This window comes from Stutzerimonas kunmingensis (assembly GCF_900114065.1).
Taxonomy (GTDB): domain Bacteria; phylum Pseudomonadota; class Gammaproteobacteria; order Pseudomonadales; family Pseudomonadaceae; genus Stutzerimonas; species Stutzerimonas kunmingensis.
Window position 1 is genome coordinate 641049 of the sequence record NZ_FORS01000001.1, and the last position, 25038, is coordinate 666086.

The 25038-nt window shown below is 63.2% G+C and carries 24 protein-coding genes; 14 read left to right on the forward strand and 10 right to left on the reverse strand.

Translation table 11 applies throughout. The features are described from left to right. The first annotated feature begins 24 nt into the window (after positions 1-24). From BM275_RS03225 to BM275_RS03270, 10 genes are all read left to right on the forward strand, one after another. Positions 25-999, forward strand: a complete 975-nt coding sequence (locus tag BM275_RS03225) for a KpsF/GutQ family sugar-phosphate isomerase (RefSeq protein WP_023445913.1) — start codon at positions 25-27, stop codon at positions 997-999. Beyond that, positions 999-1523, forward strand: a complete 525-nt coding sequence (locus tag BM275_RS03230) for a KdsC family phosphatase (protein WP_041014836.1) — start codon at positions 999-1001, stop codon at positions 1521-1523. The genes BM275_RS03225 and BM275_RS03230 overlap by 1 nt, the downstream gene beginning before the upstream one ends. Positions 1524-1531: 8 nt before the next feature. Continuing rightward, on the forward strand, positions 1532-2104 hold the full coding sequence (lptC, locus tag BM275_RS03235; protein ID WP_003302839.1) for an LPS export ABC transporter periplasmic protein LptC: 573 nt from the start codon (positions 1532-1534) through the stop codon (positions 2102-2104). Further along, positions 2091-2636: a lipopolysaccharide transport periplasmic protein LptA gene (lptA, locus tag BM275_RS03240; RefSeq protein ID WP_003302840.1), complete on the forward strand. Its 546-nt coding sequence runs from the start codon at positions 2091-2093 to the stop codon at positions 2634-2636. The genes lptC and lptA overlap by 14 nt, the downstream gene beginning before the upstream one ends. Beyond that, positions 2636-3361, forward strand: a complete 726-nt coding sequence (gene lptB, locus BM275_RS03245; RefSeq protein ID WP_090519257.1) for an LPS export ABC transporter ATP-binding protein — start codon at positions 2636-2638, stop codon at positions 3359-3361. Before lptA ends, lptB begins: the two co-directional genes overlap by 1 nt. Before the next feature lie 146 nt (positions 3362-3507). Beyond that, positions 3508-5022: an RNA polymerase factor sigma-54 gene (locus BM275_RS03250; RefSeq protein ID WP_014821384.1), complete on the forward strand. Its 1515-nt coding sequence runs from the start codon at positions 3508-3510 to the stop codon at positions 5020-5022. A 74-nt stretch (positions 5023-5096) separates the two neighbouring features. After that, positions 5097-5405, forward strand: a complete 309-nt coding sequence (gene hpf, locus BM275_RS03255; protein WP_003302844.1) for a ribosome hibernation-promoting factor, HPF/YfiA family — start codon at positions 5097-5099, stop codon at positions 5403-5405. 7 nt (positions 5406-5412) lie between these two features. Then, entirely contained in the window at positions 5413-5877 is a 465-nt protein-coding gene (gene ptsN / locus BM275_RS03260; RefSeq protein ID WP_014821385.1) for a PTS IIA-like nitrogen regulatory protein PtsN, read from the forward strand. Then, positions 5878-6735 carry an RNase adapter RapZ gene (gene rapZ, locus BM275_RS03265; RefSeq protein WP_014821386.1) on the forward strand — a complete coding sequence of 286 codons (858 nt, stop codon included), beginning with the start codon at positions 5878-5880 and terminating at the stop codon, positions 6733-6735. It begins immediately after the preceding gene. Positions 6736-6748: 13 nt separating this feature from the next. Next, the gene (locus tag BM275_RS03270; RefSeq protein WP_014821387.1) at positions 6749-7021 is read left to right on the forward strand and encodes an HPr family phosphocarrier protein; all 273 of its coding nucleotides are present in this window, start codon (positions 6749-6751) and stop codon (positions 7019-7021) included. A 49-nt stretch (positions 7022-7070) separates the two neighbouring features. Here the strand turns inward: BM275_RS03270 and pmbA are convergent, their stop codons facing one another. Next, on the reverse strand, positions 7071-8417 hold the full coding sequence (gene pmbA, locus BM275_RS03275; RefSeq protein ID WP_090519259.1) for a metalloprotease PmbA: 1347 nt from the start codon (positions 8415-8417) through the stop codon (positions 7071-7073). A gap of 112 nt (positions 8418-8529) precedes the next feature. Here pmbA and yjgA point away from each other — a divergent pair, with 112 nt between their 5' ends. Further along, positions 8530-9051: a ribosome biogenesis factor YjgA gene (gene yjgA, locus BM275_RS03280; protein WP_090519261.1), complete on the forward strand. Its 522-nt coding sequence runs from the start codon at positions 8530-8532 to the stop codon at positions 9049-9051. Positions 9052-9115: 64 nt separating this feature from the next. Here the strand turns inward: yjgA and tldD are convergent, their stop codons facing one another. The 9 genes from tldD to mreB all read right to left on the reverse strand — a co-directional run bounded on the left by tldD (position 9116) and on the right by mreB (position 21495). Next, positions 9116-10558, reverse strand: a complete 1443-nt coding sequence (gene tldD / locus BM275_RS03285) for a metalloprotease TldD (RefSeq protein WP_090519263.1) — start codon at positions 10556-10558, stop codon at positions 9116-9118. 2 nt (positions 10559-10560) lie between these two features. After that, positions 10561-11406, reverse strand: a complete 846-nt coding sequence (locus tag BM275_RS03290; protein ID WP_090519265.1) for a carbon-nitrogen hydrolase family protein — start codon at positions 11404-11406, stop codon at positions 10561-10563. A 37-nt stretch (positions 11407-11443) separates the two neighbouring features. Then, the gene (locus tag BM275_RS03295) at positions 11444-15247 is read right to left on the reverse strand and encodes a YhdP family protein (protein WP_090519267.1); all 3804 of its coding nucleotides are present in this window, start codon (positions 15245-15247) and stop codon (positions 11444-11446) included. A gap of 49 nt (positions 15248-15296) precedes the next feature. Further along, positions 15297-16754, reverse strand: coding sequence for a ribonuclease G (gene rng, locus BM275_RS03300; protein WP_003302857.1), 1458 nt, complete (start codon positions 16752-16754; stop codon positions 15297-15299). An 85-nt stretch (positions 16755-16839) separates the two neighbouring features. Next, positions 16840-17430, reverse strand: coding sequence for a Maf family protein (locus BM275_RS03305; RefSeq protein WP_090519269.1), 591 nt, complete (start codon positions 17428-17430; stop codon positions 16840-16842). 95 nt (positions 17431-17525) lie between these two features. After that, positions 17526-18674 carry a PEGA domain-containing protein gene (locus BM275_RS03310; RefSeq protein ID WP_090519271.1) on the reverse strand — a complete coding sequence of 383 codons (1149 nt, stop codon included), beginning with the start codon at positions 18672-18674 and terminating at the stop codon, positions 17526-17528. A gap of 194 nt (positions 18675-18868) precedes the next feature. Beyond that, positions 18869-19357: a rod shape-determining protein MreD gene (gene mreD, locus BM275_RS03315; protein ID WP_014821395.1), complete on the reverse strand. Its 489-nt coding sequence runs from the start codon at positions 19355-19357 to the stop codon at positions 18869-18871. Further along, positions 19354-20331, reverse strand: coding sequence for a rod shape-determining protein MreC (gene mreC, locus BM275_RS03320; protein ID WP_042922824.1), 978 nt, complete (start codon positions 20329-20331; stop codon positions 19354-19356). Before mreC ends, mreD begins: the two co-directional genes overlap by 4 nt. Positions 20332-20457: 126 nt before the next feature. Beyond that, on the reverse strand, positions 20458-21495 hold the full coding sequence (mreB, locus tag BM275_RS03325) for a rod shape-determining protein MreB (RefSeq protein ID WP_003302863.1): 1038 nt from the start codon (positions 21493-21495) through the stop codon (positions 20458-20460). 318 nt (positions 21496-21813) lie between these two features. On the opposite strand from mreB, the gene gatC reads away from it, so the two are divergent. Genes gatC through gatB form a run of 3 tightly spaced genes read left to right on the forward strand, consistent with a single transcriptional unit; the run spans position 21814 to position 25027 of the window. After that, positions 21814-22101: an Asp-tRNA(Asn)/Glu-tRNA(Gln) amidotransferase subunit GatC gene (gene gatC / locus BM275_RS03330; RefSeq protein ID WP_014821398.1), complete on the forward strand. Its 288-nt coding sequence runs from the start codon at positions 21814-21816 to the stop codon at positions 22099-22101. Positions 22102-22118: 17 nt separating this feature from the next. Then, the gene (gene gatA, locus BM275_RS03335; RefSeq protein WP_090519523.1) at positions 22119-23570 is read left to right on the forward strand and encodes an Asp-tRNA(Asn)/Glu-tRNA(Gln) amidotransferase subunit GatA; all 1452 of its coding nucleotides are present in this window, start codon (positions 22119-22121) and stop codon (positions 23568-23570) included. Between the two features lie 11 nt (positions 23571-23581). After that, on the forward strand, positions 23582-25027 hold the full coding sequence (gene gatB, locus BM275_RS03340) for an Asp-tRNA(Asn)/Glu-tRNA(Gln) amidotransferase subunit GatB (protein ID WP_014821400.1): 1446 nt from the start codon (positions 23582-23584) through the stop codon (positions 25025-25027). The last annotated feature ends 11 nt before the right edge of the window (positions 25028-25038 follow it).

Below are 25038 nucleotides of genomic sequence, written 5' to 3' on the forward strand. Positions count from 1 at the left end.
TTTAATCGGACGACCTCGCCAGCCATGAGCCAGAGCAGCCAATTGATCGAAACCGCGCAACGCACCATCCGCCTGGAAATAGAAGCGGTTGAGCAGTTGAACGCACGTATCGATGCCGATTTCGTGCAGGCTTGCGAGCTGATCCTTGGCTGCAAGGGCCGAGTGGTCGTGGTTGGCATGGGCAAGTCCGGGCACGTCGGCCGCAAGATCGCCGCCACATTGGCCAGCACCGGCACCGCCGCCTTCTTCGTGCACCCTGCCGAAGCCAGCCATGGCGACATGGGCATGATCACTCAGGACGACGTGGTCCTCGCCCTTTCCAACTCCGGCACCACCAGCGAGATCGTCACCCTGCTACCGCTGATCAAGCGGCTCGGCATCACCCTGATCAGCATGACCGGCAACCCCAACTCGGTGCTGGCCAAGGCCGCTGCGGTGAATCTGGACGCTAGCGTCGCCATCGAAGCCTGCCCGCTGAACCTCGCGCCGACCTCCTCCACCACTGCCAGCCTGGTGCTCGGCGATGCCCTGGCTATCGCGCTGCTCGAGGCTCGTGGGTTCACTGCTGAAGATTTCGCCTTCTCTCACCCGGGCGGCGCGCTGGGCCGCCGCCTGCTGTTGAAAGTCGAGCACGTCATGCATACCGGCGAGCGCCTGCCGAGGGTTCCGCGCGGCACATCGCTGCGCGACGCCCTGCTGGAAATGACCCAGAAGGGCCTGGGCATGACCGTCATCGTCGAAGCGGACGGACGACTCGCCGGCATCTTCACCGACGGCGACCTGCGCCGTGCACTGGACAAGGGAGTCGACGTTCGCCAGACGCGCATCGACGAGATCATGACCGTGCACGGCAAGACCGCCCATGCCGAGATGCTCGCCGCCGAGGCTCTGAAGATCATGGAAGACCACAAGATCAGTTCGCTGGTAGTCGTCGATGACCAGGAGTTGCCGATTGGCGCGCTGAACATGCACGACCTCCTGCGCGCGGGGGTGATGTAATGCACGAACAGCTGCTGCAACGCGCCCGCGACATTCGCCTGGCGATCTTCGACGTCGATGGTGTGCTCACCGATGGCCGCCTTTATTTCCTGACCGACGGCAGCGAGTTCAAGACGTTCAACACACTGGACGGCCACGGCATCAAGATGCTGATCAACTCCGGCGTGCGCACCGCGATCATCAGCGGGCGCAAGACGCCCGTGGTAGAGCGCCGAGCGCAGAACCTCGGTATCCAGCACCTTTATCAGGGGCGCGAAGACAAGCTGGTCGTGCTCGACGAACTGCTGACCGAACTTGGCCTGAGCTACTCTGAAGTAGCCTATCTCGGTGACGACCTGCCTGATCTGCCGGTGATACGCCGCGTAGGCCTCGGCATGGCCGTGGCCAGCGCCGACACCTTTGTTCGTGAACATGCCCATGGCGTTACCCTGGCCCGCGGTGGCGAGGGTGCGGCACGCGAGTTCTGCGAACTGATCATGCGCGCGCAGGGCACCCTGGCCGCCGCGCAAAACGCATATCTGTAGGGGTCTGAATGCTTCGCAAAATGCGCTTCGCTGTCCTGCTGACGCTGATCGCCGCCCTGCTGGTGGCGGTCGGCTACTGGAACATCCGGCCCGAAAGCTTCATGCAGGAGCCGTCAGTCGCCAGTGGCGCAACGCCCGATGTCGACTTCTATGTGATCAATTCCCGCACGGTGCAATATCAGCCCGACGGCAAGCGCAACTACGAACTGACCGCAGACAAGCTCGAGCACATCAAGGCGAGCGACATCAGCCTGCTGACCAAACCGGATCTGCTGTCCTATCGCGGCACCGAACTGCCGTGGCACGTGCGTAGTGAGCGCGGCGAAGTATCGGCCGAAGGCGACGAGGTGCTACTGATCGATCAGGTCAAGGTCGAGCGAACCGACGCCAAGGGGCGCCCGACGATCCTGACCACCAGCCGCCTGACGGTATGGCCGGAGAAGGATTATGCCGAGACAAACCAAGCCGTTAGAATCGAGGCCGCCAATGGCGTGACCACGGCAACCGGCATGAAAGCGTACATGGATGACGGCAGGATGCTCCTGCTGTCCAACGTAAGAGGCCAGCATGAGCTGCGTTAAGACTCTCCCCCTCCTGCTCGGTTTGAGCGCATTCTGGCTTGGCGCCAGCGCCTGGGCGCTTCCCGAGGATCGTGAACAGCCAATCCGCGTTCAAGCCGACACCGCCGAACTGGACGACCGACAGGGCGTGGCGGTCTACCGCGGCGACGTGGTCATCACCCAGGGCACGATGAAGATCACCGGCGACACGGTGACCATTACCCAGGATGACAACGGCGACGTCGAAGTATTCACCTCCATCGGCAAGCCGGCCTACTACGAGCAGAAGCCTGCGGTGGACAAGGAGATCGTCAAAGCCTACGGCCTGACCATCCAGTATTTCGCCGCCAACGAGCGGATCGTGCTCATCGATCAGGCCAAGGTCGTTCAGGAAGGCAACACCTTCGAAGGCGAGAAGATCGTCTATGACACCCGTCGGCAGATCGTCAACGCCGGTCGCGCCACCAATGCCGATGTCACCACGCCGCGCCCGCGCGTGGACATGGTGATCCAGCCGCGCAAAAACGGTCAGGCTGCGGAGCAGCCCGAGTAATGGCCGTTCTCAAAGCCCAGCATCTGGCCAAGAGCTACAAGAGCCGGCAGGTCGTGCGCGATGTCAGCCTGTCCATTGAAAGCGGGCAGATCGTCGGCCTGCTCGGCCCCAACGGCGCAGGCAAGACCACCTGCTTTTACATGATCGTCGGCCTGGTGAATGCCGACCAGGGCCGCGTGCTGATTGATCAGGAAGACGTCACACACCTGCCGATGCACGGCCGCGCACGCGCCGGCATTGGCTACCTGCCACAGGAGGCCTCGATCTTTCGCAAGCTCTCGGTCGCCGATAACATCATGGCCATTCTCGAGACCCGCAAGGATCTGGACCGCAACGGCCGTCAGCAGGCGCTGGAAGGCCTACTGCAGGAATTCCATATAAACCATATCCGCGACAGCCTCGGTATGAGCCTCTCTGGTGGTGAAAGACGCCGCGTGGAGATTGCCCGCGCACTGGCCACCGCACCGAAGTTCATCCTGCTTGATGAACCCTTTGCCGGTGTGGACCCGATTTCGGTGGGCGATATCAAGCAGATCATCCATCACCTCAAGGCCAAGGGCATCGGCGTGCTGATCACCGATCACAACGTCCGCGAGACCCTGGATATCTGCGAGACGGCCTACATCGTCAACGACGGGCAACTGATTGCCGAGGGCGATGCGCAGACCATCCTGAGCAATCAGCTGGTCAAGGAAGTCTATCTGGGCCACGAATTCCGCCTGTAAGGCGGATTTTTTGCTCGGCTCGGCAAATCGGCTCTAGGCAAAGGCTTCATCGGCAGGCATATAATTTGCTTTCTGCCGGCGCCCCGCGCACGGCATGTCGGAATGGGCGCGGTTGCGCCGGCATAAAAGGTTCGAAGTCCTCTGCCATGAAACCATCGCTAGTCCTGAAGATGGGCCAGCAGCTGACGATGACACCGCAGCTGCAACAGGCCATACGGCTCCTCCAGCTATCCACCCTCGATCTGCAACAGGAGATCCAGGAGGCGCTGGACTCCAATCCCATGCTCGAGCGCGAAGAAGACGGAGACGACTTCGACAGCTCCGACCCTATGGCCGAGGCCGCTGAACGGCCAGGCGACACCGTCACCGAGAAGAGCAGCAGCCAGGAAAGCACCTACGAGGAGCCCTCTCATAGCAGTGACAGCCTGGACGACAGCGACGGCGACTGGGGCGAGCGGATTCCCAGCGAGCTTCCGGTCGACACCGCCTGGGAAGACATCTACCAGACCAGCGCCAGCAGCCTGCCCAGCAACGATGACGACGAGTGGGATTTCACCAGCCGGACGTCGAGCGGCATAAGCCTGCAGAGCCATCTGCTGTGGCAGCTGAACCTCGCGCCAATGAGCGACACCGACCGGCTGATCGCGACCACCCTCATCGACTGCATCAATGAACAGGGTTATCTCGAAGAGACGCTGCAGGAAATCGTCGACTCGTTCGATCCCGAGCTGGAAATCGAGCTCGACGAGGTCGAGGTCGTTCTGCGTCGTATCCAGCAATTCGAACCGGCCGGCATCGGCGCACGCGATCTGCGCGAGTGCCTGCTGTTGCAGCTGCGCCAACTACCCGACCGCACACCATGGCTGAGCGAAGCGAAGCGTCTGGTCAGCGACTATCTGGACATCCTCGGCAGCCGGGATTACAGCCTGCTGATGCGGCGAATGAAGATCAAGGAAGATGATCTGCGCCAGGTCATCGAACTGATCCAGAGCCTGAACCCGCGCCCGGGGTCGCAGATCGAGGCGAGCGAACCGGAATACGTGGTGCCCGACGTGATCGTGCGCAAGCACAATGATCGCTGGCTGGTCGAGCTGAATCAGGAAGCCATGCCGCGCCTTCGCGTCAACGCGCAATACGCCGGCTTCGTCAAACGCGCCGACTCCAGCGCGGACAACACCTTCATGCGCAACCAGCTGCAGGAAGCGCGCTGGTTCATCAAGAGCCTGCTCAGCCGCAACGAGACCCTGATGAAGGTGGCGACTCAGATCGTCGAACACCAGCGCGCCTTCCTTGAGCATGGTGACGAGGCGATGAAGCCTCTGGTACTGCACGACATCGCCGAGGCGGTGGGCATGCATGAGTCGACCATCTCCCGCGTGACCACGCAGAAATACATGCACACGCCACGCGGCATCTACGAACTCAAATACTTCTTCTCCAGCCACGTCAGCACGGCGGAAGGCGGCGAATGTTCGTCCACTGCGATCCGCGCGATCATCAAGAAACTGGTCGCCGCGGAAAACCAGAAAAAGCCGTTGAGCGACAGCAAGATCGCTGGTTTACTGGAGGCGCAGGGCATCCAGGTGGCCCGCCGCACAGTTGCGAAGTACCGCGAGTCGCTCGGTATCGCACCATCCAGCGAGCGCAAACGTCTACTGTGATTGGCCCCTGGTCGAACTGTCCCGGCGGCAGGCCCACCAACCTGCTCTTCGTACAAGGCAAAGGAGATAGCAGTATGCAAGTCAACATCAGCGGTGTTCATCTGGAAGTAACCGATGCCCTGCGTGACTACATCGAGGAGAAATTCGATCGGCTTGCTCGCCACTTCGACCGCATCATCAGCGTTCAGGTGATCCTCCAGGTCGAGAAACTCAAGCAGAAAGCCGAAGCAACCTTGCACGTCGCAGGCCGCGAAGTCGTGGCCATCGCCGATCACGAAGACATGTACGCTGCCGTCGACCTGCTGGTCGACAAGCTCGATCGCCAGTTGATCAAGCACAAGGAGAAGCAGCTCGACCACACACAGGGCGCTGTCACCCGCTGACTCCAATATGATCCGACTCGAAAACATCCTCACCCCCGGGCGTTCCTTGGTGAACGTCCCGGGCGGTAGCAAGAAGCGCGTCCTGGAACAGATCGCCAAGGTGATCGCCCAGGACCTTATCGATCTCGACTCCCAGACCATCTTCGAAAGCCTGATCGCGCGCGAGAAGCTCGGCTCGACCGGGTTCGGCAACGGCATCGCCATCCCGCACTGCCGCATGGTTGGCTGCAATGCGCCGCTGAGCGCCGTTCTGCGCCTGCAGACGCCAGTGGATTTCGACGCCATCGACGGCGCGCCGGTGGACCTGCTGTTCGTCCTGCTGGTACCGGAAGCCGCCACTGACGAGCATCTCGAACTGCTGCGCCAGATCGCCAGCATGCTCGACCGCGAAGACGTACGCCAACGACTGCGCCAGGCGCCGAGCAACGAAAGCCTCTACCAGGTAGTGGTCGACGTGCAGAACGGGGCATAGATGCGGCTGATCATCGTCAGTGGACGCTCGGGTTCGGGCAAGAGCACTGCACTGAACGTGCTCGAGGACAACGGCTTCTATTGCATCGACAACCTGCCTGCCGGACTGTTGCCTGAGCTTGCCGAGCGCGCCCTACTGCACACTGAGCTGCTGCATCCGCAGGTCGCCGTGTCGATCGACGCGCGCAACCTGCCCAGCCAGCTCAAGCGCTTCCCCGAGCTACTCGAAGAAGTCCGCGCCAGGCACATCCAGTGCGATGTGCTCTATCTGGATGCCGACGATGAGACCCTGCTCAAGCGCTTCTCGGAAACCCGCCGCCGCCATCCACTGACCAACGAAAATCGCTCTCTGGCCGAAGCGATCCATGATGAGGAGTTGCTGCTCGCAGCGATCATCGATCACGCCGACCTGAAGATCGACACCACCCATCTCAATCTCTATCAGCTGCGCGACGTGCTCAAGTTGCGCTTGCTCAACAAGCCTGAGCCGGGCACCGCTTTTCTGGTCGAGTCATTCGGTTTCAAGCGCGGGATGCCAGTCGATGCCGATCTCGTGTTCGACGTACGTTGCCTGCCCAACCCTTACTGGAAAGCCGAGCTTCGCGACTTTTCCGGGCTAGACCAGCCGGTGATCGACTACCTCAGCGCCCAGGCTGACGTGGAAGAAATGTTCCAAGATATCCACGGCTATCTGAGCAAATGGCTGCCGCGCTTTGCAGCCAGCAACCGCGCATATGTCACCATCGCCATCGGCTGCACCGGCGGCCATCATCGCTCGGTCTACCTAGCCGAACGGCTAGGCCAGGCGTTGAGAGAACCGCTGAAGAACCTGCAGGTCCGTCATCGGGACCTCGCCTAGGAATACCTGCACCATGCCCGCCCGCGAAGTCACCATCATCAACAAACTCGGCCTGCACGCGCGCGCTGCCGCCAAGTTCGTCGCCGTTGCCAATCGCTACCCCTGCAAGATTCGCGTTGGCCGCTGTCCGGCCACGCTGGTCGATGGCAAGAGCATCATGGCGGTCATGATGCTCGCCGCCAGCAAAGGCACCACCGTGCACCTGGACACCGAAGGTGAACAGGAAGAGGACGCACTGAACGCGCTGACCGCGCTGATCGACGACTATTTCGAAGAAGGCGAGTAGACACCTTGCCACAGCGGCGCGAATCGTTGCCGACCGCGCCGCACCTGCCTCACTTGCCAGCGACCATCATTCGCTCGATCAGCACCGAGCCGGTCCGCACGTTGCCGCGCGTTTCCACATCGCAACCGACCGCCACGATCTGGCGGAACATGTCGCGCAGATTTCCGGCAATCGTTACTTCCTGTACCGGGAACTGGATCTCGCCATTCTCGACCCAGTAGCCGCCAGCGCCACGAGAATAGTCGCCGGTCACCAGATTCAGGCCCTGTCCCATCAGCTCCGTCACCAGCAGGCCTCGGCCCATGCGCCGGATCAACGCCGCCTGATCCTCGTCCCCATGGCTGACGAACAGGTTGTGCACACCCCCGGCGTTGGCCGTACTGGGCATACCGAGCTTGCGTCCGGAATAGGTCGAAAGCACATAGGACAGCAGTCGGCCGTTCTCCACGAACGGCTTGGCATAGGTCGCCAGGCCATCGCCATCGTAGCTGGCACTACCGAGGGCTCGCGGGATGTGCGGACGCTCATCAAGGCTCAGCCACTCGGGAAACAGCGACTGGCCCAGGGCATCCTCGAGATAAGAGGCTTTGCGGTAGAGATTTCCGCCGGAAATCGCTGCAATGAAGTGGCCAAACAGACCGGTCGCCAGCTCGGGGGCGAAAAGTACCGGCACTTCGCAGGTAGGAACCGGGCGCGCGCCCAGACGTCGCACGGCACGCTCGGCTGCGCGCCGGCCGATGGTCTGCGGGTCGAGCAGCGCCTCGCCGATGCGGTTGACGTCGTAGAAATAGTCACGCTGCATCTGCCCTTCGCTCTCGGCGATCATCACGCAACTCAGGCTGTGACGGCTGCTGCAATAGCCCCCGATGAAGCCGTTGCTGTTGCCATAGGCGCGGCAGCCCTGATGGGTATTTAGCGTAGTGCCGTCTGCGTTGCGGATACGCTGATCGAAGGCGAACGCGGCGCCTTCACAGCTGAGCGCCTGCTCGATGGCCTGCTCGGGGGTGACCGCCCACGGATGGTAAAGATCGAGATCGGGAAGCTCGCGCGCCATCAGCGTAGCGTCAGCGAGGCCAGCAAATTCGTCCTCCGAGGCATGCCTGGCGATGGCCAGCGCGGCGGCTACGGTTTCACGGATGGCGTCGTCACCACTGCCGGTGGTGCTCGCAGTGCCTTTGCTCTGGCCGACATAGAGCGTGATGCCGAAGCCCTGGTCGCGATTGAACTCGACCGTCTCCACCTCGCGCTGACGCACTGTGGTCGACAGCCCCTGCTCCATGGAGACCGAAACCTCGCTGGCGCTGGCGCCCTGCCGGCGCGCTTCCTCGATGATGCGCTCGACCTTCTCGCGCAAACCGGGCAGCGCGTGCGGGCCGATGCCCTCTACTTCACTCATAAGCACTCCCAAACCACTGCAATCGAATCAAGTTGCAACCTGGCGCCGCTCCTCTGAAGCCTGCTGCCAGGGCTGCTGTTATCATGGCGGCATTTCCTAGTGGACCATCCCCATGTCTGAACACTCCGACGCCGACGATTTCGACGAAAAAAGCAAGTCCCAGGTCAAACGCGAGCTGCTTGCCCTGCAGGAGCTAGGCGAGCGGCTAACTACCCTCAAGCCTGACCTCATCGCTCGCCTGCCGCTGAGCGACGCGTTGCAGAAGGCGCTGGCCGACGCGCCGAAACACAAGGCGCATATCGCGCGCAAACGGCACATCCAGTACATCGGTAAGCTGATGCGCGACCAGGATGTCGATTCCATTCTCGCGCTGGTCGATCAACTGGACGCCTCGACGCGCCAATACAACGAGCGCTTCCATGCGCTGGAGCGCTGGCGCGACCGTCTGATCGGCGGTGACGACGCCACCCTGGAAGCGTTCGTGACCGAATACCCCGAGACCGACCGCCAGCATCTGCGCGGGCTGATCCGCCACGCCCAGCACGAGGCGGCGCGCGACAAGCCGCCGGCCGCCAGCCGCAAGATATTCAAGTACATCCGCGAACTGGACGAAGCCAAACGCGGCTTGCGCTGACGGCGATCTCAACCCGTACCTCAACCTCTACCCTTGAAGCTCGCGGCTGGCACTCGCCGCGGCTTCACGCACCCGTTCCGCCTACGGTTATCTCGTCGATCTTCACGGTCGGCTGGCCGACGCCCACCGGCACCGACTGCCCATCCTTGCCACAGGTGCCGACACCGCTGTCGAGCGCCAGGTCGTTACCGACCATCGATACCCGGTTCATCACCTCGGGGCCATTGCCTATCAGCGTCGCGCCCTTCACCGGCGCGGTGATCTTGCCGTCCTCGATCAGATAGGCCTCACTGGTGGAGAAGACGAACTTGCCGCTGGTGATGTCGACCTGACCGCCGCCGAGGCTGGCGCAGTAGATGCCCTTCTTCACCGAGCGAATGATTTCCTGCGGATCGCTTTCGCCGGCCAGCATGTAGGTGTTGGTCATGCGCGGCATCGGTAGATGCGCGTAAGACTCGCGGCGGCCGTTACCGGTCGGCGTGACGCCCATCAGGCGGGCGTTTAACTTGTCCTGGATATAACCCTTGAGAATGCCGTTCTCGATCAGCGTGGTGCATTGGGTCGGCGTGCCTTCGTCATCGACGCTGAGCGAACCTCGGCGATCCGCCAGGGTACCGTCATCGACGATGGTGCACAGGCTCGATGCCACCTTCTGCCCGATCCGGCCACTGTAGGCCGAGCTGCCCTTGCGATTGAAATCACCCTCCAGGCCATGGCCGACGGCCTCGTGCAACAGCACGCCGGACCAGCCAGGCCCAAGCACAACCGGCAAGGAACCGGCCGGTGCCGGCACCGCTTCGAGGTTGACCAGCGCCTGACGCAGTGCCTCGCGGGCGTAGCCCATGGCGCGATCCTCGCTGAGGAAGTACTGGTAGCCGGTACGCCCGCCGCCACCCTGGCCACCGCGCTCGCGGCGGCCGTTCTGCTCGACGATCACGCTGACGTTGAAACGCACCAGAGGGCGGATGTCGGCCGCCATACCACCGTCCATTCCGGCCACCAGGATATGCTCCCAGACGCCCGCCAGGCTTACAGTCACCTGCTTGATGCGAGGGTCCAGCGCCCTGGTCGCGACGTCGATGCGCTTGAGCAGCTCGACTTTCTCGGCACGGCCGAGCCCGTCGAGCGGATTGTCCTGCGCGTACAACGGCGCGAATGCCTCCCTGGACAGCACCTTGACCTGGCCTTGCTGGCCGCTGCGCGCGATGGAGCGTGCAGCCTGAGCCGCCTGACGCAATGCATCGGCAGTGATCGCGTTGCTGTAGGCGAAACCGGTTTTCTCGCCGGACAGTGCGCGCACGCCGACGCCCTGCTCCAGATGGAAGCCGCCCTCCTTGACGATGCCATCCTCGAGCACCCAGGACTCGGAAACCTGATCCTGAAAGTACAGGTCCGCCGCATCCACGCCGGGCCCGGCGAGTTCACCGAGCAAGCCTGGCAGGTCATCGATACCCAGGCCGCCAGGTGTCAGCAGTCGCTCGGTGACAGGTAACAGCAGTTCACTCATATTCACTCCAAACGGTCCGTGGCCAGGCACGGTACGGAAAATCGGCGGTGGCGCTGCAGCGGCATTCGCTGGCGGATGGCAGCCTGTTCGGACGCATCCCGAGCGACAACCAAAGCCGCCTCGCCAGTCGCCTGCTCGCACAGCAGACGGCCCCATGGGTCCACGATAGACGAATGCCCATGGGTGAGGCGACCACCAGGATGCTCTCCACCCTGTGCGGCAGCCAGGATATAGCACTGAGTCTCGATGGCACGGGCACGAATCAACGTCGCCCAGTGCGCTTCACCGGTCACCGTGGTGAACGCCGACGGCACGCTGATCAACTCGGCACCTGCCGCCCTCAGCGCACCATACAGCTCGGCGAAACGCAGGTCATAACACACGCTCAGCCCCAAGCGTCCAACCGGTGTGTCGGAGATCACCAGCCGTTGCCCCGCCGCATAGTCGTCCGATTCACGGTAGTGACCACGGTTGTCAGCGACCTCCGCATCGAACAGATGCAGCTTGTCGTAGCGCGCCACCCGCTGCCCCTGATCATCGAACAGCAGCGAGCAGGCATTCGGCTTGCCCTGCGGGTCGTCGTCGGGCGGTAACGGCAAGGTGCCAGCCACGATCCACAACCTGAGGTCACGGGCGACCTGTTTCAACCAGGGCAGGATCGGCCCGTCGCCAGCGGCTTCGGCGCGACCCAGTTGCGGTAGATCGCTGCGGCCCATTGCGGCGAAGTTCTCCGGTAGCACCGCCAGCCGCGCGCCCGCTTCGGCCGCCTGCTCGAGCAACTCGCGCGCGCGGGCCAGATTGAGCATTACATCCGCCTGGCTGGCCATCTGAATCACGGCTAAGGACATGCTTTCCCCGATGCTGAAAGACCCGGCCCGATGCGGATCAGTTGGGCTTTTCGAATGGTTTGTCGAAGCTGATCTTAGGCGCCTGCCAAGGCCCCTTGACGTCGTACTGTACGCTGGCGAAACGCGCCACGCGGTCGCCGAGCAGCTTGTCCACCACGAACAGCGCCCCGCCGATCGCCGGTGCGCCGACAATCAGCGCCGCCAGCGGCAGGTTGTTGCTGATCGGCAAGGTGACCAGCAACTTGGCGTCGATCTCGTCACGCGCCATATCCAGCCTGCCATCCAGCTCGAGGTTGGTCGACGGACCGCTGACGGTGATGGGCTCGCGGGTGTTGAACACACCCTCCTTGGCCAGCAACCGCCCATCCAGCCGGTCGTAACTGAGCCCCTTGCTGAACAGATCGGAGAAATCCAGCCGCAGGCGGCGCCCTATCGAATTGAAGTTGAGCACGCCGAACACGCGCAGCGCCTGGGCACTGCCGTCGATCTCGACAAACTGCCCCTTGCGCAGCCGAGGTCGCATGCTGCCGGAATAGCGCGCCATGGCGAACCAGGCCGGCGAACCAGGCCACTGCCCATCCACATCCAGGCGAAAACTGTCACTGGTCACCGAAGGCGCAAAGCCCCACGCAAGCAATACGTCAGCGAGATTGCGACCTTCGAGGCGGCCCTTGTACCAGGTCTGCGCACTGCCCCAGCCGCCGTTCCCGGTAATCTTCAGGCCCTTGAGGTCGAGAGCGATATCGCGGAACTCGGTCCCGCCGCTGACCGGGCGCAGCTTCACCGCCCAGGCGCCGAGCACATCGTCGCCCAGGGAAACCCGTTCGATCGCGACATCCATTGCCGGCAGGCTTTGCGGGTGGACATCAGCCAGCGGATCGGGTCGCTCCTTGACCGCCTCGTCGGATTGCGCGGCAGCCGGCAGACGCAGGCGCTGGAGATCGGCAACGATGATGCCGCCCTCGGCATCTGGCAGGCGAACCGAGCCGCTGATGATCGAACTGCGAAGGCCAAGGTCCCAGGCTTCCCTCATTCGCCGCAGGTCCAGCCCAAGATTGTCGATCCGGGTGCCAAAACCTTCGAAACGAACGATATCGACCTGCGCCCGGCGCAGCAGCGAGCCGGTCGTCTGCTGCGCTTGCGCCTTGCCGTGCTGTTCGAGCACCGCCTGCCAGGCTTTCAAGTCGAGCTGCGGCAGGCGCCCCCTGACATAAAGCCCGGCACTGGCCGGAAGATTGGCCGCCCCAGGCCCGAGACGCAGCTCGCCGCGGCCCTGCGCCCAAGAACCCGGCGGCGCAGCGAACGTCAGCGCGGCGAGTGACCCGTGCCGGACACCGTAGCGACGCTCGGCTCCTTGCAGGGACATCCGCAACGAGGTGTCACGGCGCTCGCGTGCAGGCTTGCCGAACGGCGCTGGCAGATCGATGCGCAGCCCCTGTAGCGAAGAGTCGATCTGCAACTGACTGTCCTCACCTGCCAGATCCAGTCGCAACTGATAGGGCAACTCACCGCTGGCGGGCAGTGACTGCCCGATAGCGAGCCACTCAGCCAGACGCTTCAACCCCACGGCGCCCTGTGCCTCCACGCGAGAGGCAGGCTTGCCAGGCGCTCCTGTCGCTACCGCCTTGCCCTTGACCGGAGCGCCGAACAGACGCGCCTGGATGGCCTCTGCACTCAAGCCTCGCGCGGTGTCGTAGCGGAAACTGCCACTGAGTTGCTCGAAGGCAAGCTCCGGCTCGGGAATCTTCAGTTTCGCATCGTCGCTGGCGAAATCCACGATGACCCGCGGCGTGCCCTTGCCCAGCGGGATCTGCAGATCGAGCGCGCCGCTGAGCGCACCCTGCCCCTGCCAGCCAGCGAAGAGCTCGCCGGTTCCGATCGGCGCCTCCTGAAGCAGCTTCAAGGCATCCGCCAGGCTGCTGGCGACCTGCCCCTTCACGGCCAACTGCGGCACGTTGCCGGCGCCGACGCGAGGAATGTCAGCTGTCGCATCACGCACGTGACTGTCGAGAATCCTCCCTTCCGCGAGCCGGACGCGAACCCCGCTGTCTTCGATCAGCACCTCGCCACGGCCCTGCTGCAGCACGGGCCAGCCGGGCTGAAACGCCAGCTCGGCATCGCGCACCTTGAAGTACAGGCTCAGGCTGCGCGCGCTGTCGGAAGCTCCCTTGCTCAATGCGCCCTGGTACTGGAAATAACCTTGCTCGACCGTACCGCTGCGAATCGCTTCCTTGAGCCAGCTGACCAGCGCCGGGCTTAACGCCGGTGAGCGTGTCGGCAAGTACTTTTCGGTAAAGCGCGCGTCGCCTTCGCTCAAGCCAACCCGCAGGTCCATGTAATCCTCTGCCGCGGGGTCCCTGGCCAGGCGGATCAGGAAGTCACCGGCGATTTTGCCTTCCTCGCCGTCGATACGCAGATAGGGCGCAGCCAGCGTGAAGGCCTGCTCGTCCAGCGCCCAGGTCAGACGCCCGCCGGCGTGTCGGTAGCGCCAGGGCTCGGGGTACAGCGGCGCAAGTTGCAGGCTGAAGTCGTCGCTGTCCAGGCGCAGTTCTCCGCCGCCCATATCACCGCGAATGCTGCCACTCGCGTTGCCCACCGCAGGTATCCAGTTGTGTGCGGCGAAACTGATACGGTCCAGATTGGCAGCGAATTGCAGCCGCTGCGGCGACTCCATCTGGGGGCGGTAGTCGAGCTGCAGGTTGCGCAATGTTCCATTGGGCTGCAGCGCCGTCAGCGTCTCGGCTGCGGCCGGTGGTAGCGGCGCCAGTGCACGGACGAGTGTGGCGATCGGCGCGATACCCAACCGATCAGCCTGCAGCTGCCAATGCTGCTGAGTCTGATCCTGCTGAACCTGGATTCGCGCATCGCCCCAGCGCTCGCCTTCGAGATCGAACGCCAGCCGGTCCAGCAGCAGCCGGTAGCCCTGCTCGTTGCGATCGATATAAGCCTCACCCCCAAGGTCCTCGAGCTGAACAGGCTCACGATCGGCAAAGGACGTGATCAGTTGCGGCGCGTTAATCCGTAGAACAGCACGCTCCAGCGCCTTTTCGCGCCAGGTTGCCCACAGCTCACCTCCCATCTTCAACGTCTGCAGATGCCAGTCGGCAGTCAGTCGGCGCGGCAACCAGGCGGCCCAGTCGCTTTGTGGCAGGCTGAGATAAACCTGCGCCTCGGCGTGCTGCCAGCGCTGCGGCTGCACCCGCCCCTCAATGCTCAAGGCCAGGGGCTGGCCATCCGGAAGGATGCTGCGCCCGTCCAAGCGGAGCCGCACACCGTCGACGAGCAGGCCCAGATCGGTGTAGCTCAGGGTCAGCGGCGGTTCTCCGAATGGCTCCAGCGTGATCTGGCTGTTGCGCACCGCCAGCCCACGCACCCGCTGCAACGACTCGAGAATCTTCTGCGGTTCGGGCGGTTTCTGCTCGGTACGGGCCGGCAAGCCCTCCACTCGCCACTTGCCCTCAGCATCTTCAGCGACAGACAGCTGCACGCCGCTAAACTCCAACCGGCTCAGCCGCCACGCTCGCGCCCAGAGGCTGGCCGCCAAGTCTGGGACGATGGCAATACGGTCCAGGCGCATCGCGCTGTCACCCTCGCCGAGCAGTACATCATGCGCCAGCAAACGGGGAGCGAAGCCCTCCCAGCGGCCTTCGAGCCTGCCCAGCGCGATTGGCATGCCCAGCGCCGCCTGCGCCTTCTCCTGCACCTCGGCCCGGTACTCGGCGATTACAGGCACCAGCTGCCGCCCCAGGCTCACGTAGAGCGCGGCCAGAATCAGCCCGAACGCGATTACCCAGAACAGCTGGCGCGACAGTGTCACGAGGAAGGCAGCGAGGCGGTTCATCTGGATGCGCTCCGGTCATCCTGGCCCTTGCGGCCCGGTCTACCATTGTTCAGAGCAACACCACGTCGTACTGTTCCTGGGAGTACATGCTTTCCACCTGGAACTTGATCGAGCGACCGATAAAGGCCTCCAGGTCGGCGACATTGCCCGACTCCTCGTCGAGCAGACGATCGATCACCTTCTGATTGGCCAGCACCCGGTAGCCTTCCGCCTGGTAGGCCCGCGCCTCACGCAGGATTTCGCGGAATATCTCGTAGCAGACGGTCTCCGGCGTCTTCAGCTTGCCGCGCCCCTGACAGCACATGCAGGGTTCGCACAGCACCTGTTCGAGGCTTTCGCGGGTGCGCTTGCGGGTCATCTGCACCAGGCCGAGTTCGGTGATGCCGATGATGTTGGTCTTGGCGTGATCGCGCTCGAGCTGCTTCTCCAGCGTGCGCAGGACCTGGCGACGATGCTCCTCGTCCTCCATGTCGATGAAGTCGATGATGATGATGCCGCCCAGATTGCGCAGCCTGAGCTGGCGGGCAATGGCAGTGGCCGACTCGAGATTGGTCTTGAAAATGGTTTCTTCCAGCGTGCGATGACCGACGAATGCACCGGTGTTGACGTCGATGGTGGTCATCGCCTCGGCCGGATCGATTATCAGGTAACCGCCGGACTTGAGCATGACCTTGCGCTCCAGCGCCTTCTGGATCTCGTCCTCGACGCCATAGAGATCGAAGATCGGCCGCTCGCCCGGATAGTGTTCGAGGCGGTCGCCCAGCTCGGGCATCAGCTCGCCGACGAACTGGGTGACCTTCTGGAAATTCTCCCGCGAATCGATACGGATCTTCTCGATCCGCGGATTGACCAGATCACGCAGGGTTCGCATGGCCAGAGAGAGGTCTTCGTAGATCACCGTGGGCGCTTCGACGGTCTTGATCTGACTGGCGATCTGCTCCCACAGACGGCGCAGATAGCGGATATCCATGAGTATCTCGTCGCTGCCGGCCCCTTCAGCCGCGGTACGCAGGATGAAGCCGCCGGCTTCCTGGATGCCCTCTGCCTCAACGCATTCGGCAACGACCTGCTTGAGCCGCTCGCGCTCGGCTTCATCTTCGATACGCAGGGAAATGCCGACATGGCTGGTGCGCGGCATGTACACCAGGTAGCGCGATGGGATCGACAGCTGCGTGGTCAGGCGCGCGCCCTTGGTGCCAATGGGGTCCTTGGTGACCTGCACCACCAGACTCTGGCCTTCGTGAACCAGGGCGTTGATCGGCTCGACCGCATTACCCTCGCGGGCGGAAATCTCGGAAGCATGGATGAACGCGGCCCGATCCAGCCCTATGTCGACGAACGCCGCCTGCATACCCGGCAGGACGCGCACCACCTTGCCTTTGTAGATGTTGCCGACGATGCCGCGGCGCTGGGTTCGCTCGACATGCACCTCCTGCAGGACACCGTTCTCCACCACCGCCACCCGCGACTCCATGGGGGTGATGTTCATCAGGATTTCTTCGCTCATTGTTGTTCTCGGCGGTGGCTTGATGTGCAGCGCTAGCTGGTGGTTGAGTCGATTCTAACCGGCCTGCGCGCCGAAGCCACAGGCTCTAGCTTGAGCCTTTGGTCCAACGTGGAAGTCCGAAGGCGTCGATCAGCTGCGCCGTTTCACATAACGGCAGGCCAACCACCGCCGAATAGCTGCCGTGCAACTGGCTGACGAACACCGCGCCCCAGCCCTGGATGGCGTAACCGCCCGCCTTGTCCGCCGGCTCTCCGCTATCCCAATAGCGTTCGGCTTCGGCTTCGTCGATGGTACGGAAGGTCACCTCGCTGATGACCACACGCACCTCGCAGGCACTTCGACTGGCCAGCGCGACGGCGGTCATGACCCGGTGCGTACGCCCGGATAACGCCGCCAGCATGGCGAGCCCGTCGGCACGGTCGGCAGGCTTGCCGAGAATATGCTGATCGAGCACCACGCTGGTATCGGCACCCAGCACGCAGCCGTCGCGATCCCCCAGACTGACGAGCCCGGCGAGCGCCTTGTCGCGCGCAACGCGCTCGACATACGCCTCGGGCGACTCGGTTGGCGAGGGCGCTTCATCGACGGACACGCTGACGAGAGAAAACGGCACGCCGATCTGCGCGAGCAATTCGCGGCGGCGGGGTGATGCCGAGGCAAGAAACAGAGCGCCCATGGCAGTTCCTCAGACGGTAAAGCGACAGCGTCGCATATCCGGGGTACGTCGAGGAAGGCGCAGAGGACCGGCGTAAGGACTACGCCGGGCATGGATCAGAACTTGAAGTTGACCACCTGATCACCCTTGAGCGACAGCGTGCGCTTCTGGGTAATGCCACCGGAGGTGACCTGAATGTCATAGACACCGCTGTCGAGCACCAGCGAAACCGGCGTCGCGCCATGCTCCTGGTCGTTGATGCGGACCCGATCGTCGTACTTGTTGCTACGCACGATCAGCGAGTGGGTCTTGCTGTCGCATTGCTCGTAGGGCACATCGAGGATCGCGCACGGCATCATCTTCTTCGCCGTGATGGTCGCCTCGACGTTCATCTGCGCGTTGACGGTGCCGTCCAGGCTCATGCTTGCCTGGGCGAAATCGGTACGTGTGCGGTAGCGGTACCAGGCGGTATCCAGGTCGACATCGGCAACCTGCTCGCGGATATCCTCGGCCAGCACACGCTGGTAGTTTTCCAGCACCCATTGCGACATCTGACCATCGTTGCGGTGCTCGGCCAGGCAGGCCGCGAGGCTCTTGCTGGCGGAACAGCGGAACGAAACCGACTGCTCGAAGCGAATGGTCTTGTCCAGCTTGCGGGCAATGGCCTGAATCTTCTTGCTGTTGCGCTCGCGAACCTCGGCCGCCAGCTGGGTCTTGAGACGATCGACGTCACGCGCGGCAAGCGAGAACTTCAGGTGCTGGCTGCCGAGATCCTTCTCCAGAGCTTCGACGCGTTCGCCAATGGCTTTCTCGGCTTCGGCACTACGTTTGTGCTCGTCCAGCAGCTCATCGAGACGCTTGCGCTCGGCGCTCTGACCGAGGAAGTCGTCGACCTCCAGGCGAATCAGCTTCTTGCTGTTGGCCAGCTGCAATTGCACGGCAGCGAGCTCGCTCTTCTCGGCCCGCAGCGCATCTTCAAGCTTCTGCTTTTCAAGGAGAATGGCGTCGAGCTCTGCAATCTTGCCGGCCAGCTGCTCGGCGCGAGGCGAATCGGCAGCGGACTCAGAGGGAGCGGCAACGGTGGAGAGCGTATCTGGGGCCGACAGCTTGGCCAACTGAGGGGCCTGCGGGGCGCTATCGGCCTGAGAGTATCCAGTGCTCATGACCAGCGTCATCAGCAGCGACCCTACCGCGCCGGCAGCCAGCACCGCACGGGCGCCACGAGAGCCTTGCGGCCTGGAAAAAATCGAACTGCCAGCTTCCATACTCATCGCCCGTGCTGTTGTGCTTATCGTCTTCTGAAGCAGAAACCAGTAATGGCGGAACGCCATAGCGGCAGCATGATTTCAGAATTGCTTTGGAGCAGCAAGGCGTAAGCCGTGCCCGGCGGCACAAACCCACACAAAAGATCAGATTTTTTCAGCGCAGCGTACGACGGAGGAAATTGACCGGGCGTTGGTCAATACACCGCAAATCGCTGACGCAGCCCCTGCAACGCGACATAAACCCAAGGCCAGAGCAACGCGCTGACCGGCACAGGCACGAGGAACAGCAGCGTCGGCGGCCTATTACCGGTCAGCGTGTTCAGCCAGAGCTGCACCAACTGGGCGAGGCCGAGCACAACCAGCAGCACCATGCTCTGTTGCCACAGCGGAAACATGCGCAGGCGTTGTTGCAGGCTCAGCACCAGAAAAGCGATCAGGATCAGCGGCAAGGCGCTCTGGCCGAACAGCGTGCCGGCCAGCACGTCCTGCGCGAGCCCAAAACAGAACGCGGCGCCCAGCCCACCGCGATGCGGCAGAACCAACGACCAGAAGGCGATGACCAACCCCAGCCATAGCGGCCGTGCGATCTCCGCGCTGCCAGGCATGGGCGCGACGCTGAGCAGCAGCGCGATCGTCAGGCTGAACCAGATGACCCATCCATTATTCGGCCGCCCGCTGATCATTGCGCCTCCTCCGATACCGTTGTCGACGACGAAGCGGCGGGCGCCTGCTCGGAATCGCTCGTTTCAGCCCCCGCCTCAGCAGCGGGTGCAGGTGCGGCTGCCTCCGCGCCTTCGGCAGCGGCTTTCTGATCGGCATCGGCCTGGGCCTCGGCAGCGTCGGCGGCCCGCTCTTCCGGCGTCCGCGAATCGCTGAAGACCAGCATCAGATAGCGGCTGCGATTGAGCATGGCGGTCGGCACCGCACGTACGATGGCGAACGGCTGGCCGGAGCCGTGCACCACCTCGGTCACCTGCGCCACCGGATAGCCGCTAGGGAATCGCTGACCGAGCCCGGAACTGACCAGCAAATCTCCTGCTTTGACATCAGCCGTTTCGGCCACATGGCGCAGCTCGAGATAGTCCGGATTGCCGGTGCCCACGGCGATCGCACGCAGTCCGTTGCGGTTGACCTGCACCGGAATGCTATGGGTGACATCGGTCAGCAGCAGCACGCGCGCGGCATACGGCAGCACCTCGACGACCTGCCCCATCAGGCCGCTGGCATCGAGCACCGGCTGCCCCATGAAGACGCCGTCCTTCTCGCCCTTGTCGATCAGGATGCGATGGGTGAACGGGTTTGGGTCCAGTCCGATCAGTTCGGCGACGATGACCTTGTCATCCACCAGCGCCGCCGAGTTGAGCAACTCGCGCAGGCGCACGTTCTGCTCGGTGAGCATCGCCAGCTTCTGCAGGCGCCGCTGCATCAGCAGCGCCTCGGCCTTGAGCTTCTCGTTCTCGGCCATCAGGCTGCTGCTGCTGGCGATCTGCTCGGTCGCACCTCTCCAGATCCGCACCGGCATGTCGGCGACCCAGTAGAACGGCGTCAGTACCAGCCCCATCTGGCTGCGTACCGTCTTCAGCGCGTCGAAGCGTGCATCCACCACCATCAGCACGACACAAAGCACGACGAACACCAGCAGGCGCACACCGAGCAAAGGTCCCTTGGCAAATAGCGGCTTGATTGCAACTACCTCACGAGTAAAAGCTTGAGACTAAACGCGACAAGCCGAAAGCCGGTGCGACCGGATCTTTCGGCTTGTCATGAGCAAAGCGGCGCAGGCTCACTCCGTGGACAGCAGGTCCATGGCGTGACGATCCATCATCTCCAGCGCGCGACCACCGCCACGGGCGACACAGGTCAGCGGCTCCTCGGCGACGATCACCGGCAGACCGGTTTCCTGGGCGAGCAGCTTGTCCAGATCACGCAGCAGCGCGCCGCCGCCTGTCAACACCAGGCCGCGCTCGGCGATGTCGGAGGCCAGCTCCGGCGGAGATTGCTCCAGCGCGCTCTTGACCGCTTGAACGATGGTTGCCAGCGATTCCTGCAGGGCTTCGAGCACTTCGTTGGAATTCAGGGTGAAGCTGCGCGGCACGCCTTCGGCCAGGTTGCGGCCACGGACGTCCACTTCGCGGACCTCGCCGCCCGGGAAGGCGGTACCGATTTCCTGCTTGATGCGCTCGGCAGTGGATTCGCCGATCAGGCTGCCGTAGTTGCGACGCACGTAGGTCACGATGGATTCGTCGAAACGATCACCGCCGACTCGCACGGATTCGGCGTAGACCACGCCGTTGAGGGAGATCAGCGCGATCTCGGTGGTACCTCCACCGATGTCCACGACCATGGAGCCGCGGGCCTCGTCCACCGGCAGACCGGCACCGATCGCAGCGGCCATCGGTTCCTCGATCAGGAACACTTCGCGAGCACCGGCGCCGAGTGCGGACTCACGAATGGCACGACGCTCGACCTGGGTCGACTTGCAGGGCACGCAGATCAGCACGCGCGGGCTGGGCTGCAGGAAGCTGTTCTCGTGCACCTTGTTGATGAAGTACTGCAGCATCTTCTCGCAGACGCTGAAGTCGGCGATCACACCGTCCTTCATCGGACGGATCGCGTTGATGTTGCCCGGGGTACGGCCCAGCATGCGCTTGGCCTCGGTGCCGACGGCGACAACGCTCTTCTGGTTGCCGTGGCTACGAATGGCGACTACAGAGGGTTCGTCGAGAACAATGCCGCGATCGCGCACATAAATAAGGGTATTGGCAGTGCCCAGGTCGATCGACAGATCACTGGAAAACATGCCACGCAGTTTCTTGAACATGGGAAAAGGGCCCTGGGGCAAACGCGTGGGGAAAAAAGTGCCGCAAACTCTAACAATGGTGCGAAGTTAGGGCAAGGCGAGAGTCCGCCCGCGTGGCGCCAGAAATGAGGCATTGCGTGCCAGGTCGCATGACGGTGGTCGCCACTCATCCTAAGGCCGCGCACCGCGTCCACGCTACCGATAACCGCCTCGGGCATGTAAGATTGACGGCTTTTCCGGGCCAGAAAGCCCATTGCCGCGGCTCGTCCCGTGCTGCCATGCACCCCGTCCAGTCGACGGAAGGTGCAGTCCCGATTCGCTTTCCGCTGGAGATACCCGATGGCGCTTGAACGCACCGAGGTGGAGAAGATCGCTCATCTGGCCCGCCTGGGCCTGTCTGAAGCCGACCTGCCCCGCACCACCGAGACCCTCAACAATATCCTCGGCCTGATCGACCGCATGCAGGCGGTCGACACCACTGGTATCGAGCCGCTGGCCCACCCGCTGGAAACCACACAGCGCCTGCGTGCCGATGCAGTCACCGAGAGCAACCAGCGTGATGCCTACCAGGCCATCGCACCCGCCGTGGAAGAAGGCCTCTATCTGGTTCCGCGAGTGATCGAGTGATGATGAAGGATTCCGACATGCACAACCTGACGCTTGCCGAGATCGCCCGCAACCTCGCCGAGAAGCATTTCTCCGCCGAGGAACTGACGCGCACCCTGCTGGCCCGCATCGAGCAGCTCGGCCCGCAGCTCAACGCGTTTATCAGCGTGACCGACGAGCTTGCCATCGCACAGGCCAAGGCCGCCGACGCGCGTCGCGCCGCCGGCGAGAACGGCGCCCTGCTCGGCGCACCGATCGGCCACAAGGACCTGTTCTGCACCCAGGGCATCCGCACCAGCTGCGGCTCGAAGATTCTCGACAACTTCAATGCGCCCTACGATGCCACCGTGGTGGAACGGCTCGCAGCTGCCGGCACGGTTACCCTCGGCAAGCTGAACATGGACGAATTCGCCATGGGCTCTGCCAACGAGTCGAGCTATTACGGCGCGGTGAAGAACCCCTGGGACCTGACCCGGGTACCCGGCGGCTCCTCCGGCGGTTCCGCCGCGGCCATCGCCGCACGACTGTTGCCTGCCGCGACCGGCACCGACACCGGCGGTTCGATCCGCCAGCCGGCTGCGCTGACCAACCTCACCGGCCTCAAGCCGACCTACGGCCGGGTATCGCGCTGGGGCATGGTCGCCTACGCATCGAGTCTCGATCAGGGCGGCCCGATGGCACGCACGGCCGAAGACTGCGCGCTGCTGCTGTCGGCAATGGCCGGTTTCGACGCCAAGGACTCCACCAGCGTCGACCAGCCGCTGGACGATTACCTCGCCGCGCTGAGCCAGCCGCTCGCCGGTCTGCGCATCGGCCTGCCGAAGGAGTACTTCGGCGCCGGCCTCGATCCGAAGATCGCTGACGCCGTCATGGCATCCGTCGAGGAACTGAAGAAGCTCGGCGCCACGGTCAAGGAAATCAGCCTGCCGAACATGCAGCATGCGATTCCTTCCTACTACGTGATCGCGCCAGCCGAGGCCTCTTCCAACCTCTCGCGTTTCGATGGCGTACGCTTCGGCTATCGCTGCGAAAACCCGGTCGACCTCACCGACCTCTACAAGCGCTCGCGCGCCGAAGGCTTCGGTGACGAGGTCAAGCGGCGCATCATGGTCGGCACCTACGCGCTGTCCGCCGGTTACTACGATGCTTACTACCTCAAGGCGCAGAAAATCCGCCGCCTGATCAAGCAGGACTTCGTCGCTGCCTTCGAGCAGGTCGACGTGATCCTCGGCCCGACCACGCCGAACCTGGCCTGGAAGCTGGGCGAGAAGAACGCCGATCCGGTTTCGGCCTATCTGGAAGACATCTACACCATCACCGCCAACCTGGCGGGCATTCCCGGCCTGTCGATGCCGGCCGGCTTCATTGATGGCCTGCCGGTGGGTGTGCAACTGCTGGCGCCGTACTTCCAGGAAGCGCGCCTGCTCAATGTGGCGCACCAGTATCAACAAGTCACCGATTGGCACATGCGCGCCCCGGCCGGATTCTGAGGAGATTGAAGATGCAATGGGAAACCGTGATCGGGCTTGAGATCCACGCACAGCTCGCGACCCAGTCGAAGATCTTTTCCGGCAGCGCCACCACCTTCGGCGCCGAGCCCAACACCCAGGCCAGCCTGGTCGACCTCGGCATGCCCGGCACACTGCCGGTGCTCAATGCCGAAGCCGTGCGCATGGCCTGCAAGTTCGGCCTGGCGATCGATGCCGAGATTGCGCCGAAGAACGTCTTCGCGCGCAAGAACTACTTCTACCCCGACCTGCCCAAGGGCTACCAGACCAGCCAGATGGACCATCCCATCGTCGGCAAGGGCTATCTGGACATCACCCTGGAAGATGGCAGCACGCGGCGCATCGGCATCACCCGCGCGCACCTGGAAGAAGACGCTGGCAAGAGCCTGCACGAAGACTTCCACGGCATGAGCGGGATCGACCTGAACCGCGCCGGCACACCGCTGCTGGAGATCGTCTCCGAGCCGGACATCCGATCGGCCAAGGAAGCGGTCGCCTACGTCAAGGCGATCCACGCCCTGGTGCGCTACCTCGGCATCTGCGACGGCAACATGGCCGAAGGTTCGCTGCGCTGCGACTGCAACGTCTCGGTGCGGCCGAAAGGCCAGGCCGAGTTCGGCACCCGCGCCGAGATCAAGAACGTCAACTCCTTCCGCTTCATCGAGAAGGCGATCAACCACGAGGTGCAGCGGCAGATCGAGCTGATCGAGGACGGCGGCAAGGTGGTGCAGGAAACCCGCCTGTACGACCCGAACAAGGACGAGACGCGCTCGATGCGCAGCAAGGAAGAAGCCAACGACTACCGCTACTTCCCCTGCCCCGACCTGCTGCCCGTAGTGATCGAGCAGAGCTTCCTCGACGAAGTGCGCGCCAGCCTGCCCGAGTTGCCGGTACAGAAACGCGAACGCTTCGAGCGCGAGTTCGGCCTGTCGGCCTATGACGCCGACGTGCTGGCGGCCAGCCGTGAACTGGCCGACTACTTCGAACAGGTCAATGCCACCTGCAGCGATGCCAAGCTGGCGGCCAACTGGGTGATGGGCGAGCTGTCCAGCTTGCTCAACAAGGAAGCCCTGGAGATCGCGCAGTCACCGGTTAGCGCCGAGCAGCTGGGCGGCATGATCCTTCGCATCAAGGACGACACCATCAGTGGCAAGATCGCCAAGATGGTCTTCGAGTCCATGGCCGCCGGCGAAGGTTCGGCTGACGAGATCATCGAGAAGAAGGGCCTCAAGCAGGTCACTGATTCCGGCGCCATCGAGTCGATGCTGGACGAAGTGCTGGCAGCGAATGCCGAGCAGGTCGAACAGTACCGCTCCAGCGACGAAGCCAAGCGCGGCAAGATGTTCGGCTTCTTCGTCGGCCAGGCGATGAAGGCTTCCAAGGGCAAGGCCAACCCTGGCCAGGTGAACCAACTACTGAAGAAAAAACTCGAAGGCTAAGCTGAGCGATG

Coding starts and splice junctions, on each gene's coding strand:
- BM275_RS03225 (WP_023445913.1), top strand. CDS start 25: ATGAGCCAGAGCAGCCAATTGATCGAAACCGCGCAACGCACCATCCGC.
- BM275_RS03230 (WP_041014836.1), top strand. CDS start 999: ATGCACGAACAGCTGCTGCAACGCGCCCGCGACATTCGCCTGGCGATC.
- lptC (WP_003302839.1), top strand. CDS start 1,532: ATGCTTCGCAAAATGCGCTTCGCTGTCCTGCTGACGCTGATCGCCGCC.
- lptA (WP_003302840.1), top strand. CDS start 2,091: ATGAGCTGCGTTAAGACTCTCCCCCTCCTGCTCGGTTTGAGCGCATTC.
- lptB (WP_090519257.1), top strand. CDS start 2,636: ATGGCCGTTCTCAAAGCCCAGCATCTGGCCAAGAGCTACAAGAGCCGG.
- BM275_RS03250 (WP_014821384.1), top strand. CDS start 3,508: ATGAAACCATCGCTAGTCCTGAAGATGGGCCAGCAGCTGACGATGACA.
- hpf (WP_003302844.1), top strand. CDS start 5,097: ATGCAAGTCAACATCAGCGGTGTTCATCTGGAAGTAACCGATGCCCTG.
- ptsN (WP_014821385.1), top strand. CDS start 5,413: ATGATCCGACTCGAAAACATCCTCACCCCCGGGCGTTCCTTGGTGAAC.
- rapZ (WP_014821386.1), top strand. CDS start 5,878: ATGCGGCTGATCATCGTCAGTGGACGCTCGGGTTCGGGCAAGAGCACT.
- BM275_RS03270 (WP_014821387.1), top strand. CDS start 6,749: ATGCCCGCCCGCGAAGTCACCATCATCAACAAACTCGGCCTGCACGCG.
- pmbA (WP_090519259.1), bottom strand. CDS start 8,417: ATGAGTGAAGTAGAGGGCATCGGCCCGCACGCGCTGCCCGGTTTGCGC.
- yjgA (WP_090519261.1), top strand. CDS start 8,530: ATGTCTGAACACTCCGACGCCGACGATTTCGACGAAAAAAGCAAGTCC.
- tldD (WP_090519263.1), bottom strand. CDS start 10,558: ATGAGTGAACTGCTGTTACCTGTCACCGAGCGACTGCTGACACCTGGC.
- BM275_RS03290 (WP_090519265.1), bottom strand. CDS start 11,406: ATGTCCTTAGCCGTGATTCAGATGGCCAGCCAGGCGGATGTAATGCTC.
- BM275_RS03295 (WP_090519267.1), bottom strand. CDS start 15,247: ATGAACCGCCTCGCTGCCTTCCTCGTGACACTGTCGCGCCAGCTGTTC.
- rng (WP_003302857.1), bottom strand. CDS start 16,754: ATGAGCGAAGAAATCCTGATGAACATCACCCCCATGGAGTCGCGGGTG.
- BM275_RS03305 (WP_090519269.1), bottom strand. CDS start 17,430: ATGGGCGCTCTGTTTCTTGCCTCGGCATCACCCCGCCGCCGCGAATTG.
- BM275_RS03310 (WP_090519271.1), bottom strand. CDS start 18,674: ATGGAAGCTGGCAGTTCGATTTTTTCCAGGCCGCAAGGCTCTCGTGGC.
- mreD (WP_014821395.1), bottom strand. CDS start 19,357: ATGATCAGCGGGCGGCCGAATAATGGATGGGTCATCTGGTTCAGCCTG.
- mreB (WP_003302863.1), bottom strand. CDS start 21,495: ATGTTCAAGAAACTGCGTGGCATGTTTTCCAGTGATCTGTCGATCGAC.
- gatC (WP_014821398.1), top strand. CDS start 21,814: ATGGCGCTTGAACGCACCGAGGTGGAGAAGATCGCTCATCTGGCCCGC.
- gatA (WP_090519523.1), top strand. CDS start 22,119: ATGCACAACCTGACGCTTGCCGAGATCGCCCGCAACCTCGCCGAGAAG.
- gatB (WP_014821400.1), top strand. CDS start 23,582: ATGCAATGGGAAACCGTGATCGGGCTTGAGATCCACGCACAGCTCGCG.